Genomic DNA, 14867 nt, shown 5'->3' on the forward strand with positions numbered 1-14867 from the left:
TTTTAACAGCAATGAATAAATCGCAACAATTTAAATTCTCAACAGGCGTAATTGCTTACCCTGTATTTTTTGTTCTCACCATCTGGATTGTTTTTTGGGCCGAGGTTAGGTTTGGGTATAATTTTAGTAAATATGGCGTTTACCCACAAACATTAAAAGGGTTGCGAGGCGTGTTGTTTAGTCCATTTATTCATGGTGGTATCGATCATATTTATCACAACACCATACCGCTGTTGGTTTTATCTACAGCCTTGTTTTATTTCTACAGACAAATCGCATGGAAAGTGCTTTTTTATGGCATTCTGTTATCAGGTTTCTTAACGTGGTGTATTGGTAGACCCTCTTATCATATTGGCGCAAGCGGATTAATTTATGTATTAGTTAGTTTTACTTTTTTTAAAGGCATTTTTGCTAAATATTACAGATTAATAGCCTTGTCGCTTTTGGTTGTTTTTCTATACGGAAGCATGATTTGGTATACTATGCCGGTAGATAATAGTATTTCCTGGGAAGGCCATTTAGCCGGATTAATTACCGGATTATTGTTTGCTTTATTATTTAAAAAAGAAATAGCAAAACCTAAAAAGTTCGCTTGGGAAGAAGAACATTATAACGAAGACGATGATCCGTTTTTAAAACACTTCGACGAAAACGGAAATTTTATAGAAAGTTTACCTGAAGATGGGGTGGAGGAAGAGCCGTTAGAAATACGTTATTTTCTAAAAAAGGAAGATGAGTAGACGGAAGTAGGCCGTATTCAGTAGGCAGTCACAGTTAACAGTCGCAGTATTCAGTAACAGTTTACAGTAGGATTAAGTGGTTGTAGAATAAAATTATTTTCGATAAAACCTTTTTTAGTGAATAAACAATTAATAAAAAATATGTTTTAAAATAGGTTGTAATTTATTGATTAGCAGTTTCAACCAACAACCAACAACCAACAACCAACAACCAACAACCAACAACCAACAACCAACAACCAACAGTCATCGGTCAAAAATATTATCGTCTCTGTCTAACAGCTTCGTACAAAAATGCACCACATGCCACAGAAACATTTAACGATTCAATGTCGCCCAATAAGGGTAATTTAGCTTTATCGTCGGCCACTTTTAATACCGATGGATTAATACCTCTGCCTTCCGATCCCATAATTATGGCGCAAGGTTCTGTAAACGAAACATCGTAAATCGTATTGTTAGTTTTTTCGGTAGCAGCAATTACTTTTATGCCCGATGCTTGCATATAAAATACGGCATCTTTAATATGGTCTACTCTACAAATTGGCACTTTAAATACGGCACCGGCACTAGTTTTTATAGTATCACCATTAATAGGGGCAGCGCCTTTTTTTTGTATAATTATACCGCTAACACCAGTACATTCGGCAGTTCTAATTATGGCTCCAAAATTTCTAACATCACTAAGTTGATCGAGTAGGAGGAAAAGAGGCGTTTTACCAGACTCCATTACGTTAACCACTAAATTTTCGATATCATAAAATTCTACAGGCGAAATTTGTGCCACAGCACCTTGATGATTTTTTTTAGTTAATCGGTTTAGTTTTTCTACAGGAACATAAGATTTGGCAATGCCTGTTTTATTAACTAACGACTCTAATTCGTTAAATAAATCGCCGTGTAAACCTTTTTGTAAAAAAACTTTATCAATAGTTTTTCCAGAATTTATCGCTTCAATTATAGCGCGAATACCAAAAATTTGTGTGCTATTTTCCATCGGTGTAAAGGTATAAAAAGAACTTCATTTTAGTATGGTTATTTTGCGTCTTTAACCACATAATTAGCTTTTGGTATTATAAGTTAAGAACCTTATTAAAGGTTTGTTATTATATAGTTTTTAATAAAAAAAATAGCCGTTTAAATTAATTTAAACGGCTATCTAATTTACTTAGAATTGAATTACTCGTAATAAGTTGGATATAAGTCATCAACTTTTGCTGTACTTTGATGACCTTTAAAAATATAAACTGTACCAGGGTCCCAACTAAATTCTGCTTCGAACATAATTGCATCAACAACTGTTCCTGTCGCAGTTGTGTATGAATCTTTAGTTATTACACCATTTGTAATAGTTACGGTGCCATCAGTATATAATTCAGGAGTATTTACATCACTTGAAAAAGTTAAAGCCTCAAGATCTAAAGTTGCTTTGGCTTTAAGTTCCATCCATGAGCCATGGTCATCTAACCAAAACGTATTGTCATTTTCTGATGTATTATAAATATCAATTTTTTGATAATCTCCTCCGTATGCAGGCGTTGTTCCATCTGGGTCTAGGGCAATAATCCACCAACCGCCGTCAATCTCGTCAACAACAATTCCATTTTCATCTGGAATTGATTCAACCTGATCACAAGAGACTATAGAGGATACAAGCACAAAACTAAATAGTATGTAGCATGTTTTTTTTAATATATTATATTTCATATTATTCGTTTTAATATTAAATCTGAGTTAAAGTATATTTCCAAGTATAGCCGTAAGCAGGCCATTCAGAGGTTACAGATATTGTACCTGCAGCTGCATCAACAGTAAATTCAGAAAGCGTAATAGTTCCTCCCCAAGGTAATGTTGAAGTTGTGTTGTTTAATGTGAAATCGTTAGCTGCAATATCATTGGCTACAATTGTTAAACCTTTTGCCGAATAATCAGGACCATATCCGTACTCATGTTCGTACCAACCACCAATAGCATCTGAAATACCATAAATTCCATTTCCTAGGTCTTTAATAATAATTGGACCTATATCGGCGGTAGCATATCCAGGAGAACGCACCAATGAGCTACAAGTATAAACGCCTGCAATACTTGTAACTAAATCACCATTACAAGGTTCCCAAACAACTTCTCTAAATGCAGTTGCAGGAATACCATCGTCGTTATAAGCAGAGTAAGAAACACTGTAAATATCGGCACCATCAACTGTAGTTCCTCCATAATATGTTCCAGAAATGCTTGTAAATAATTCTATTTCTGTGCCGCCTGCTTCAGCGATGGCACCAGGGTCTGAATAAGTTTCTGTATCACAAGGAAGTACAGTGTTTACATCACCGTCTAAAGTGATTTTAGGTAAATACGTAACTTGAGACACGTCTTCTGAACCAGGAGATTCAACACTAGGATCACAACTGGTAGCTAACAATCCTACGATTGATAACGTTACTAAAATTAATTTTGAATTTTTCATATTTGCAATTTTTAATTATCCCAAAAAATATTATCGGTAATTTCACGTTGAGCTGGAGCATTTGGGTTTAAGCTACGTTCTGTTGATGGGTATAACCAAGCAGAAGGAAACTCTCCAGCAGGTAAAACTGATAAAGGTGGTGTTTGCCATATACCGTCTGTAAATATTCTACTAGCTGGTCTATCGAATCTTCTGGCTTCAATCCAACCTTCATCTTCTTGAGTTCCATTAAATGAAATCCATTTTTGAACACCTATTAAATCTAATTTGTCATCCAAAGCATCAGCACTAGAGTAACCTAATGTTGAAACATACGAAGTTCCGTCTAATCCTAAGTACGTAAAGTTTGATAATACTGCTGTTTCAAAGGCAGTAGTTTCATCGTCTGCAGTGCCATAGCGAGCTGCAGCTTCGGCTCTTAGGAACCAAACTTCCCATGGACTCATTAATATTACTGGTTTAGAATCTCCATAGGCATAGTCAGAAGCTAAACTATAATTTGAAGATGGGTTTGTGAAATCTTCATTATCAACTGTACCTTGGTCAATACCATGTAAATTACCTTCAAAATCACCTGTTGTAGCCAATGTATAGAATACCTCGTCTCTAGGATCATTTAAATCCTGTAATACATTTAATGTTGCATTACTCGCGAAATAGAACATACCTACACCAAACTCTGCTCTGGCAAACATTGGGTTTTGATCACCTGATACTCCAGAAAAAGGAATGAACGGCATGTCATCTTCAGACTCAATAAAAGTTCCAGTTGAAACTAGAGATTGAATAGCGGCACCTTGAGGACTAACCTCTGATGTTCTCATTAAAATACGTAATTTTAATGAGTTTGCAAATTTTATCCACTTTGTAATGTCTCCTTCGTAAATAAAATCATCTTCTCCAATTAATTCTGTTTCAGCAACATCAAGATCAGCTAAGGCTTCGTCTAATATAGTAACTAAACCAGGGTAAATAATGGTTTCAGCAGAATCGTAATTAGGAGTTAAGTTTGATCCATCTTCAATAGCTCCAGAAACTGCTTCTGTAAATGGAATATCTCCAAAGTGATCTACTAATCCTTGATATAAGTAAGCCTTTAAAACATTGGCTACACCTCTATAAGCTGCAGATGTACTGTTTTTTGTAATATAATCTAAATCTGCTAAAGAATTAGCGTAAGCACGTTGCCAATAGCCGTCAAAATCTCCGGCTACTGATACATAACGTTCTTCGTTACCTATTGATACACCTATACCCCATGTATAGTATTGGCTCCAAACGAATGATTCGCTATAATTTAAATCGGTTTCAACTATATATCCCATAAATCCTATGGCAGCACTTAAAATTTGTGGGTCACCAGCAGAAGGGAATGTGTTGGGGTCTATATTAACTTCTTCTAAACTATCATTACATGAAAAGTTAAGTGTTAATAATAGAATTAGAAATATACTGAATTTGTTCTTCATCGTATTATTTTTTATTAAAATGATAATTGTAAGTTAAGTCCTAAACTTCTTGAAGAAGGAGTTTGTGTCGTTTCAATACCTTGAGCGTTACCAGTTAATGCTGGTCCGTTTACTTCTGGATCGGCATATTTGTTTTCTTCAGGTAACCAGTACCAAAGGTTTTTACCGTATAGTGCGATTCTAGCACTTGATAAAAATGTATTGTCTGTAAAACTTTTAGGGAAACTATAACTTAATTCAACTTCTCTTAGTTTCAAGTAACTCGCATCGATTAATTGCGTTGAAACAGGTGGGTCGTAATCTGTGAAATAATTTTGTTCTGTTATTGCATTAGTGTTTTCGGAGTATGTTCCGTCTCCATTATCTATAACAGAGTTAGGGAAAATGAAAGGCTCTCTATTATACACTGTTGTATTAACGTTGGTACCATTAAAGTTGGTGTTGTACTTAGTTTGTGATGCAAATTTACCACCTTCTTTTTTATCGAAAAGCATTCTTAATCCAAATCCTTTGTACTTAATGTTAGCACCAAAGCTTAATAAGTAATCTGGCTGGTAAGAACCTAAGTAAACGTCTTCATCAGTATAAACTGGGTAACCTGTATTGGCATCAACTATTACTTCTCCGTTTTCGTTAGTTTTAAAATCGTTTCCTTTAAAAGTACCAAATGGAAGACCTTCTTTAGCTACAATAGTTACTGTAGTACCGGCAGCAAAACCGAAAGTACCTACTGTTAATTCATCAATATCGTCGGTGATTTTGATAACTTCGTTTTCGTTTTTGGTATATGTACCAAATACTTCAAAGTCAAGTCCTTCAACAACACCTTTTAGAGGCTCTAAAGATAATGTAAGTTCATGACCTTTGTTTTCCATTCTACCAATGTTACTTACAGTTTGAGTATATCCTGTAGAACGTGGTAAACTAATAGTTACAATTTGATCGTCGTGAATAGAGTGATAGTATGTGTACTCTACATTAACTTTATTTCCAAAGAATCCTAAATCGGCACCAACTTCGTAAGTCGTTGTAAGCTCTGGCTTAAGTGTTGGGTTTCCAATTGTATTACCTATAGAGAAACCAGCAACACCGTTTTTAGGGAAAAACAATTCGTAGTCACCTAAATTTACTATTGAAGGGTTACCTACGAAGTAAGAGTTTAATAGGTAAAGACCTGCATCTTTACCAGATGTACCATAACTTCCTCTTAATTTTCCGTAATTTAAAACATCGTTTTTAATATTTAATAAATCTGTAAAAATTACAGAACCACCGACTGCACCGTATAGAAACGAATTGTTTGCTGAAGGAAGTGTAGATGACCAGTCATTTCTGGCAGATAATTCTAAAAATGCTGCGTTTTTGTATCCAATCGTTGCGTTACCTAAAACACCATAAATACGATATTTAGATCTGTACATATCAGATGTTGGTGTTTGTGCACTATTAGATAAATTGTAAACTCCAGGTACAACTAAACCACCTACTGAACTACCAGTTATATCTTGTCTTGTTCTTTGGAAGAAGTTATAACCACCTGCAATACTGAAGCTCAAGTCTTCTGTAATATCGGTGTTATAGTTAACCATAATTGTTGCATCTAGGTTTTCTACTTTACTGTTGTAATTAATGTATTCACCTAAAGAACTATGTTTAGAATTTCGAGTAGCAAGTCCGAAATCATCTGTCCAAACTAATTGTTCAGCTGGAGTGAAAGTTGGTGTCCATACATCTGTTTGTGTGTTCACAATGTTACCACCAAAACGTCCAGAAATTGATAAATTATCTAAAAAGTTGTAAGTTAAAGCAGCATTACCAATAATGTTATCGATATTCCCTTCGTTACCATATTCGTTTAAAATATAATAAGGATTTACAGAAGAATAAGACCCCCAGTAACCATTAATGTCATGGAAAGGGCTTGTGTAGTCTCTAAGTTCGTTAAACGGAATGTTAACCGGACTTTGAACAGCCATTGCATATGCGTTGTTACCTTCAAAAGCACGAGAACCTTCTTGAGCTGTGTTTTGCTTCACGTTAGCATAACTTATTTTAAAATCTGAACGAAGTTTAGGGCTTAATTGAGCAGAAGCCTTAAAAGTTAGGTTATTTCTTTTGTAGTACGTGTTATCAAGAGTACCTGTTTGGTCGGTATTACCATAAGATGCAAAGTATGAAAACCCTTCATTAGAACCAGAAAAGTTTAAGCTGTTGGTTGTAGTATAACCTGTATTGAAGAAATCTTGAAGTTGATTTTGAACAGCGCTGTAAGGTCTTGTTAGAGCTTCTAAAGCACCATCGCCATCAGAATCAATTGGTGTAGTCCAAGGTCTTACTACACCATCGAATGCAGGACCCCAAGCCCAGTTTTCACCAGAATCTAAATGAGCATTATCGTAACCTTGGCCAAATTTGCTTTGACGTTGTAAAAGTACAATAGCCGTTTCCATAGAAGTAGAGCCATTGTAAGTAACTTTCATTTTGTTACCTTGACCGCTTTTTGTTGTAACTAAAACAACACCAGAGGCACCACGTGAACCATATAGAGAAGTCGCTGATGGACCTTTAAGGATTGTTACAGATTCAATATCGTCTGGGTTAATATCATTAAATCTGTTTCCGAAATCGGCATATCCTGTAGTTGAAGCACCAGCTCCACCAGAAGTAGCGGTGTTATCAATAGCAACACCATCGACAACTATTAAGGCGTTGTTGTTACCTGTAAGAGAACCTTCACCTCTTAATACAATTCTTGTAGAAGCACCTACAGAACCAGAACCAGTAGATAATCTAACACCGGCAGTTTTACCTCTTAATGCTTCTAAAGCATTTTTACTTGGTGTAGAAAGTAAGTCTTCCGATTTCACCACTTGGTTAGCATAAACAACTTCTCTTGCGTTTCTGTCACCACTACCAAATGCAGTTACCACAACTTCTTCTAATGCTGCAGCATCTTCCGAAAGGGTAACATTGATTGTGCTCGAAGCACCTACTGTGATTTCTTTGGAAGAATATCCAACAAAACTGAATACAAGAATGTCTCCCGTATTGGCTTTAATTGCATATTTACCATCGAAATCTGAAGATGTACCAGAAGAGGTACCTTTTACTAAGACAGTTGCTCCAGGCAGAGGTAGTCCAGTACCATCTGAAACTATACCTGAAATTGTCTTTTCTTGTGCAAAAGTTAATTGCACAACAAACGCTAGTAATAGCGTTAAAATTCCACTAAACTTTGTTTTCATTTTAAAATTATTTGAATTAGTCAATGCCAAAAATCTTAATTATTAGTTAATAAAACAACAAAAACAAGTTAAAATTTAGAAAAAAGGGAAAAACGTTAACATAATAGCAACGATTTTTTAAGTTTATAGTATAATCTTTAGCTGGCTGTGTTCTTTGTTTTGGTTATGATTTTTAAGGCATAAGTGTGGAATAATGAAGATGTTATGTTAAAAATAGCTTTTTTGTATTTAATTTTTTAGTTAAAAACTGGTTTTTAAGCTAATGTGTATCTTGGAATTTGAAAAATTAAAATTAGAATCTTCAAATTTGCCATTTGCATAGTTTAATTTAAAAAGCCCTGATTTTGTTAGGATTCCTAGTCCTAAGCCATAGCCCAATAGTTTCTCTTTAGTTGATGTTATGTTGTTTTCAAAATAGGCTGCATCAAAAATAGTATTGATGTAAATATTACTAGATAGCTGATAGCGATATTCTGTGTTTATTACGCTAAATAGGTTTGCGTAAATGCTGTTTTCTTCAAAACCGCGTATAGAATTTATTCCACCGAATTGATAGAGTTCGTTTTCGAAGTATGCGTTGGATGATAACAAAGCGTTGTTTGTTTTTAAAAAAAAACTATTTCTATTATTTAAGTAAAATATATTGAAAGCTTCAAGTGTAAATTGTGATTGTTGTTGGTTGTTAATATTGGTTTTTCTATTTCCTAAGCCGCCTTCAATATAAAATTTGGATTTAATTGGGAAAAGCAGGTTGTTTGAATTTAAACTTAGGTATTCGTAATTTAAAGTGTAGAAGGTTGATTCGTAATCGTCAATGTTTGTGTTTTGTGTTGTGTTAAGTAAATTGCTTGATGTGGTGCTGTTAATTCCTGTAGATATTTTGTGTTTAGCATTTATTTGATAGTTAAGTTTAGCGCTTTGATTGGCGGTTGTAAAGGAAGAGTCTTTTTTAAATATGCGTAAGGTTAAATCAATTCCTATCGGCGTGTTAAACAAATAGGGGGCTTTAGTGTTTATTTCGAAGGTTTGTTGGTCGTTTTCATCGCTTTTATAAAATATATTTAAAGATTCTCCGAAATTAAGGTTGTTTACGAGATTTAAACTTAAATAGCCATCAAATTGAATTTTATTGGTTTCTTCATTGGTTCCAAAGCCTAAAAAACCATCAAAATTGTTGCTTGGTATTTTATCAATGTATAAATATAAGGTTGTAGAGTCTTGGGTAAAAAGGACTTCAGGAGACTTTAATTTGTTTGCAAAGTTTAAATTATTTAATTGATTGGTTTTAGTTTGTATCTCAGCTAAGTTAAATAACTGGTTTTGTTTAATTTTTAAATAATGTTTTAAATACGTTTTGGGGAATTTTTCGTAACCTTTAATAATAATGTTATTAACTACTCTTTTTTTTCTTGAATTTATTACAGTTAACTTTGCTTCTACCAAATCCTTGTTAATAGTGAAATTGGAAAGTTTTAGCTTAGTAAACGGGAATCCTGTTTTGGCGATTTCACGATTTAAGTAGTTTAAACTGTTTTCAATTTCTAAAAAAGGCAAATCAAAGTAGCTGCGAGTGTAGTTTTTCGATATTTTATTTATTATGTCTTCTTTTAAATATAATTCCTCGTAGTAAACTCTTAATTGTTTATATCGTTTGTATAAGGATAATTGAATTGTGAATAAGGAATCGTTTATCTTTTTAAGCTTGTTTGGTTTTAATTCGATATATCCTTTTTTTTCTAATGTACGGGTAATAGTTTCAATTTCATTTTTTATAAATAGGGTGTTTGGGTGGGTTTTAGTGTAATTTGTTGAATCAATAATTTTGGTTTCAAGGTCTGTTTTACCAAATATCTTTAAATTAATGTTTTGTGAATACGCCGATCCAAAAACAAGAGTGCAAATAATAAGTAGTAAAAAACGCAAATCTGTGAACTAAATTTTTGGATTTATTAATGTAAAACTAATGTAAAACTAACGTAAAACTAATAGATATAATGTGGTGAAATTATAAAAATATATTTTTTAAATAATATTATTAAAGTAATATGTTTAAGGTTAATGTTATTTAAAAACTTATTAGTACAATGCGTCTGTAAAAAACGTTTAGATGAAAAAAATGCCTATGATATGAAAATTAATGAATTAGGATTTGAATTATTCAATAAAATTTCTACCTTTGCAGCCCTTTTAACGAGGGATTATAAAAAATTAGTATAAAATATATGCCAACAATTTCACAATTAGTACGAAAAGGAAGAGCCAAAATAACCAAGAAGAGTAAATCGGCTGCTTTAAATTCGTGTCCACAAAGACGTGGTGTATGTACTCGTGTTTATACAACAACACCTAAAAAACCTAACTCAGCAATGCGTAAGGTGGCAAGGGTTCGTTTAACAAACGGTAACGAGGTTAACGCATACATCGGTGGTGAAGGTCACAATTTACAAGAGCACTCGATAGTATTGGTTAGAGGTGGAAGGGTAAAAGATTTACCAGGAGTTAGATATCACATTGTTCGTGGTGCATTGGATACCGCAGGTGTTCAGGGTAGAACGCAACGTAGATCTAAGTATGGTGCAAAACGCCCTAAAAAGTAATTTAAAACTTTAAGAAGAAGACATGAGAAAAAGAGCAGCGAAAAAAAGACCGCTTTTACCAGATCCACGTTTTAACGATCAGTTAGTAACTCGTTTTGTTAACATGATGATGTGGGATGGGAAGAAGTCTGTCGCTTTTAAGGTGTTCTACGATGCAATTGATATCGTAGATCAAAAGAAAACAGATGAAGAAAAAACAGCTTTAGAGTTATGGAAAGATGCTTTGTCAAATGTGATGCCTCACGTAGAAGTGCGTAGTCGTCGTGTTGGTGGTGCTACATTCCAAATTCCAATGCAAATTCGTCCAGATAGAAAAGTTTCAACAGCAATGAAATGGTTAATTGGTTATGCTAGAAAGCGTAACGAAAAATCTATGGCCTTACGTTTGGCTTCAGAAATTTTAGCAGCAGCTAAAGAAGAAGGAGCGGCGGTTAAGAAAAGAGTTGATACTCATAAAATGGCAGAAGCTAACAAAGCATTCTCACACTTTAGATTCTAAAATAACATGGCAAGAGATTTAAAATTTACAAGAAACATTGGTATTGCAGCTCATATTGATGCTGGTAAAACAACAACAACAGAGCGTATCCTTTATTACACTGGGGTTTCTCATAAAATAGGGGAAGTTCACGATGGTGCTGCAACAATGGACTGGATGGAACAAGAGCAAGAAAGAGGTATTACAATTACTTCTGCTGCTACTACTTGTACTTGGAAGTTTCCATTAGAAAATGCAAAACCAACACCTCAAACAAAAGATTATCATTTTAATATTATTGATACTCCGGGTCACGTTGATTTTACCGTAGAGGTAAACCGTTCTTTACGTGTTTTAGATGGTTTAGTATTCTTATTTAGTGCAGTTGATGGTGTTGAACCACAATCTGAAACTAACTGGAGACTTGCAGATAACTATAAAGTGCCTCGTATTGGTTTTGTTAACAAAATGGACCGTCAAGGATCTAATTTCTTAGCAGTTTGCCAGCAGGTAAAAGATATGTTAAAGTCTAACGCTGTGCCAATTGTATTAAATATTGGTGACGAAGCAGACTTTAAAGGTATTATTGATTTAGTGAAAAACCGTGCTATTGTATGGCACGATGAAACTCAGGGAGCAACGTTTGACGTTATTGATATTCCTGAAGATATGAAAGAGGAAGCTCGTAAGTACCGTGCGCTTTTAATTGAAGAAGTTGCAACTTACGATGAGAACCTTTTAGAGAAATTCATGGAAGATGAAGATTCTATAACAGAAGAAGAAGTGCATGCTGCACTTAGAGCTGCTGTAATGGATATGGCTATCATTCCAATGATTTGTGGTTCTGCTTTCAAAAATAAAGGTGTTCAGTTCTTATTAGACGCTGTATGTCGTTATTTACCTTCTCCAACAGATAGAGATAATATTGTAGGAACAAACCCTAGCACAGGTGAAGATGCGGTGCGTAAGCCAGATGCAAAAGATCCTTTCTCAGCATTAGCATTTAAAATTGCAACCGATCCTTTCGTAGGTCGTTTAGCTTTCTTCCGTGCTTATTCTGGTCGTTTAGATGCAGGTTCTTACATCTTAAATAACCGTTCAGGTAAAAAAGAGCGTATTTCTCGTATCTACCAAATGCATTCTAACAAACAAAATGCTATCGATTTTATTGAAGCGGGAGATATAGGTGCAGCAGTAGGTTTTAAAGATATTAAAACAGGTGATACTTTATCAGATGAAAAGAACCCAATTGTTCTTGAATCTATGGATTTCCCAGATCCAGTTATTGGTATCGCGGTAGAGCCTAAAACTAAGGCCGATGTTGATAAGTTAGGTATGGCTTTAGCTAAATTAGCTGAAGAAGATCCAACATTTACAGCAAGAACCGATGAGGCTTCGGGTCAAACAATTATATCTGGTATGGGTGAGCTTCACTTAGATATTATTGTAGATCGTCTTAAGCGTGAGTTTAAGGTTGAAGTAAATCAAGGTCAGCCACAAGTAGAGTATAAAGAAGCTATTACGCAACGTGCAGAACACAGAGAGGTTTACAAAAAGCAATCTGGTGGACGTGGTAAATTTGCAGATATTGTATTTACATTAGAGCCAGCTGAAGAAGGAACTGAAGGTTTAGTTTTCGAATCTCAAATTAAAGGTGGTAACGTTCCTAAGGAATTTATCCCATCTATTGAGAAAGGTTTCCAAATGGCAATGGTAAATGGTCCATTAGCAGGTTACGAAGTAGATGCTATGAAAGTAACTTTAACTGATGGTTCTTACCACGATGTGGATTCTGATCAATTATCATTCGAATTGGCTGCCAAGTTAGGATTTAAAGCTGCTGCAAAAGCTGCAAAAGCCGTAATTATGGAGCCTATGATGAAATTAGAAGTTATTACTCCTGAAGAAAACATGGGTGATATCGTTGGAGATTTAAACCGTCGTAGAGGTCAAGTAAGCGACATGGGAGATCGTAACGGTGCAAAAACAGTTAAAGCTATTGTGCCTTTATCAGAAATGTTTGGTTATGTAACCACGTTAAGAACATTATCTTCTGGTCGTGCTACTTCTACAATGGAATTTTCACACTACGCTGAAACTCCATCAAACATTTCAGAAGAGGTAATTAAAGCAGCTAAAGGAGTTGAAGCCTAAAATCTAAGAAAATGAGTCAAAAAATCAGAATAAAATTAAAGTCTTACGATCATAATTTAGTAGATAAATCTGCTGATAAAATCGTAAAAACAGTAAAAAGTACTGGTGCTGTTGTAACTGGACCAATTCCATTACCAACTCACAAAAAATTATTTACAGTACTACGTTCTCCGCACGTTAACAAAAAGTCTAGAGAGCAGTTTCAATTATCTTCTTACAAAAGATTATTAGATATCTACTCGTCGTCATCAAAAACAATTGATGCGTTAATGAAACTTGAGTTACCAAGTGGAGTGGAAGTTGAGATAAAAGTTTAATTCTAAATTCAGAATTCTGAATTCGGAATTATAAAAACATGTCCCACCGATGCGGTCGCGGGAAAAACGGCAAAAATACAATTCAAGGACGAAGCGTATTTTGTCCTTGAATTTTTTTTAAATAAGTAATAAATAAATTAATAATTAAATTATGTCTGGGTTAATTGGAAAAAAAATCGGTATGACCAGCATTTTCGACGAAAACGGGAAAAACATCCCTTGTACAGTAATCGAAGCTGGACCATGTATCGTTACCCAAGTCAGAACTGAAGAGGTTGATGGCTATGAAGCTGTTCAATTAGGTTTCGATGACGCGACAGAAAAAAGCGCTACAAAAGCAGACTTAGGTCATGCTAAAAAAGCGGGTACTTCTGTAAAACGCAAGGTTGTTGAATTCAAAGGTTTTGATGAGGAGTACAAATTAGGTGATGCTATAACAGTAGATCACTTTGCTGAAGGTGAATTTGTTGATATTTCAGGTACATCAAAAGGTAAAGGATTTCAAGGTGTTGTAAAACGCCATGGTTTTGGTGGTGTAGGTCAAGCTACCCACGGTCAGCATAACCGTTTAAGAGCGCCAGGTTCTATTGGTGCTGCTTCTTACCCTGCTAGAGTATTCAAAGGAATGCGTATGGCCGGAAGAATGGGTGGAGATAAAGTGAAAGTTCAAAATTTAAGAGTTTTAAAAGTAGTTCCTGAAAAGAATTTACTTGTTGTTAAGGGATGTGTTCCTGGACATAAAAACGCTTACGTAATTATTAGAAAGTAATGAAAGTAGCAGTTTTAGATATAAACGGAAAAGACACAGGTAGAAAAGCAGAGCTTTCTAACGATGTGTTTGCTATTGAGCCTAATAATCATGCGGTTTATTTGGATGTTAAACAATATTTAGCAAACCAACGCCAAGGAACTCACAAATCTAAAGAAAGAGGTGAGATTTCTGGTAGTACTCGCAAGATTAAAAAACAAAAAGGAACCGGTACTGCAAGAGCAGGTAGTATTAAGTCTGGTGTATTTAAAGGTGGTGGTCGTATGTTCGGTCCAAGACCAAGAAATTACAATTTCAAACTTAATAAAAACCTTAAGCGTTTAGCACGTAAATCGGCTTTAAGTATCAAGGCAGGTGAGCAGTCAATTACTGTTCTAGAAGACTTTAATTTTGATACAGCAAAAACTAAAAACTTTACAGCTGTGTTAAAGGCCTTAGAATTAGACAATAAAAAATCTTTGTTTGTGTTGGGCGCGTCAAATAATAATGTATATTTGTCATCGCGTAATTTAAAAGGTTCCGAAGTTGTAACTTCTTCAGAATTAAATACTTACAAGATTTTAAATGCAAATCAAGTGGTTCTTTTAGAGGGCGCTTTAGAAGGAATTGAATCAAACTTAAGTAAATAAGA

Annotated in this window: 13 protein-coding genes; 7 read left to right on the forward strand and 6 right to left on the reverse strand. The window is 34.6% G+C overall.

All coding sequences use genetic code 11. The features are described 5' to 3' along the window. Nucleotides 1-11: 11 nt before the first annotated feature. On the forward strand, nucleotides 12-740 hold the full coding sequence (locus tag LG651_RS05690; RefSeq protein ID WP_226695189.1) for a rhomboid family intramembrane serine protease: 729 nt from the start codon (nucleotides 12-14) through the stop codon (nucleotides 738-740). Between the two features lie 262 nt (nucleotides 741-1002). Here the strand turns inward: LG651_RS05690 and rlmB are convergent, their stop codons facing one another. From rlmB to LG651_RS05720, 6 genes are all read right to left on the reverse strand, one after another. Further along, nucleotides 1003-1737 carry a 23S rRNA (guanosine(2251)-2'-O)-methyltransferase RlmB gene (gene rlmB / locus LG651_RS05695; protein WP_226695190.1) on the reverse strand — a complete coding sequence of 245 codons (735 nt, stop codon included), beginning with the start codon at nucleotides 1735-1737 and terminating at the stop codon, nucleotides 1003-1005. Nucleotides 1738-1919: 182 nt separating this feature from the next. Beyond that, nucleotides 1920-2399 (reverse strand): lipid-binding protein, encoded by a 480-nt coding sequence (locus LG651_RS05700; RefSeq protein ID WP_226695191.1) that lies wholly within the window; start codon nucleotides 2397-2399, stop codon nucleotides 1920-1922. A gap of 64 nt (nucleotides 2400-2463) precedes the next feature. After that, nucleotides 2464-3207, reverse strand: a complete 744-nt coding sequence (locus LG651_RS05705; protein WP_226695192.1) for a BT_2262 family domain-containing protein — start codon at nucleotides 3205-3207, stop codon at nucleotides 2464-2466. A gap of 11 nt (nucleotides 3208-3218) precedes the next feature. Beyond that, nucleotides 3219-4676, reverse strand: a complete 1458-nt coding sequence (locus tag LG651_RS05710) for a SusD/RagB family nutrient-binding outer membrane lipoprotein (protein WP_226695193.1) — start codon at nucleotides 4674-4676, stop codon at nucleotides 3219-3221. A gap of 14 nt (nucleotides 4677-4690) precedes the next feature. Next, a complete protein-coding gene (locus LG651_RS05715) occupies nucleotides 4691-7921 on the reverse strand; it encodes a SusC/RagA family TonB-linked outer membrane protein (protein WP_226695194.1) in 3231 nt (1076 codons plus the stop codon). A gap of 240 nt (nucleotides 7922-8161) precedes the next feature. Next, nucleotides 8162-9844: a POTRA domain-containing protein gene (locus tag LG651_RS05720; protein WP_226695195.1), complete on the reverse strand. Its 1683-nt coding sequence runs from the start codon at nucleotides 9842-9844 to the stop codon at nucleotides 8162-8164. A gap of 299 nt (nucleotides 9845-10143) precedes the next feature. Between LG651_RS05720 and rpsL the strand changes: the two genes are divergently transcribed. The 6 genes from rpsL to rplD all read left to right on the forward strand — a co-directional run bounded on the left by rpsL (nucleotide 10144) and on the right by rplD (nucleotide 14865). Continuing rightward, entirely contained in the window at nucleotides 10144-10518 is a 375-nt protein-coding gene (gene rpsL, locus LG651_RS05725) for a 30S ribosomal protein S12 (protein ID WP_044626943.1), read from the forward strand. A 22-nt stretch (nucleotides 10519-10540) separates the two neighbouring features. Then, the gene (gene rpsG, locus LG651_RS05730) at nucleotides 10541-11017 is read left to right on the forward strand and encodes a 30S ribosomal protein S7 (RefSeq protein WP_044631093.1); all 477 of its coding nucleotides are present in this window, start codon (nucleotides 10541-10543) and stop codon (nucleotides 11015-11017) included. 6 nt (nucleotides 11018-11023) lie between these two features. Further along, the gene (gene fusA, locus LG651_RS05735; protein WP_226695196.1) at nucleotides 11024-13150 is read left to right on the forward strand and encodes an elongation factor G; all 2127 of its coding nucleotides are present in this window, start codon (nucleotides 11024-11026) and stop codon (nucleotides 13148-13150) included. An 11-nt stretch (nucleotides 13151-13161) separates the two neighbouring features. Then, on the forward strand, nucleotides 13162-13467 hold the full coding sequence (gene rpsJ, locus LG651_RS05740; protein ID WP_044626940.1) for a 30S ribosomal protein S10: 306 nt from the start codon (nucleotides 13162-13164) through the stop codon (nucleotides 13465-13467). Nucleotides 13468-13618: 151 nt separating this feature from the next. Beyond that, entirely contained in the window at nucleotides 13619-14236 is a 618-nt protein-coding gene (gene rplC, locus LG651_RS05745; RefSeq protein ID WP_226695197.1) for a 50S ribosomal protein L3, read from the forward strand. After that, nucleotides 14236-14865: a 50S ribosomal protein L4 gene (rplD, locus tag LG651_RS05750; RefSeq protein ID WP_226695198.1), complete on the forward strand. Its 630-nt coding sequence runs from the start codon at nucleotides 14236-14238 to the stop codon at nucleotides 14863-14865. Before rplC ends, rplD begins: the two co-directional genes overlap by 1 nt. Nucleotides 14866-14867 lie beyond the last annotated feature (2 nt).

This window comes from Neotamlana sargassicola, from assembly GCF_020523965.1.
In the GTDB taxonomy this organism is placed as follows: domain Bacteria; phylum Bacteroidota; class Bacteroidia; order Flavobacteriales; family Flavobacteriaceae; genus Neotamlana; species Neotamlana sargassicola.

Excerpts from the sequence above, each read along its gene's own strand:
- LG651_RS05690 (WP_226695189.1), top strand. The coding sequence starts at position 12 with ATGAATAAATCGCAACAATTTAAATTCTCAACAGGCGTAATTGCTTAC.
- rlmB (WP_226695190.1), bottom strand. The coding sequence starts at position 1,737 with ATGGAAAATAGCACACAAATTTTTGGTATTCGCGCTATAATTGAAGCG.
- LG651_RS05705 (WP_226695192.1), bottom strand. The coding sequence starts at position 3,207 with ATGAAAAATTCAAAATTAATTTTAGTAACGTTATCAATCGTAGGATTG.
- LG651_RS05710 (WP_226695193.1), bottom strand. The coding sequence starts at position 4,676 with ATGAAGAACAAATTCAGTATATTTCTAATTCTATTATTAACACTTAAC.
- LG651_RS05715 (WP_226695194.1), bottom strand. The coding sequence starts at position 7,921 with ATGAAAACAAAGTTTAGTGGAATTTTAACGCTATTACTAGCGTTTGTT.
- rpsL (WP_044626943.1), top strand. The coding sequence starts at position 10,144 with ATGCCAACAATTTCACAATTAGTACGAAAAGGAAGAGCCAAAATAACC.
- rpsG (WP_044631093.1), top strand. The coding sequence starts at position 10,541 with ATGAGAAAAAGAGCAGCGAAAAAAAGACCGCTTTTACCAGATCCACGT.
- fusA (WP_226695196.1), top strand. The coding sequence starts at position 11,024 with ATGGCAAGAGATTTAAAATTTACAAGAAACATTGGTATTGCAGCTCAT.
- rpsJ (WP_044626940.1), top strand. The coding sequence starts at position 13,162 with ATGAGTCAAAAAATCAGAATAAAATTAAAGTCTTACGATCATAATTTA.
- rplC (WP_226695197.1), top strand. The coding sequence starts at position 13,619 with ATGTCTGGGTTAATTGGAAAAAAAATCGGTATGACCAGCATTTTCGAC.
- rplD (WP_226695198.1), top strand. The coding sequence starts at position 14,236 with ATGAAAGTAGCAGTTTTAGATATAAACGGAAAAGACACAGGTAGAAAA.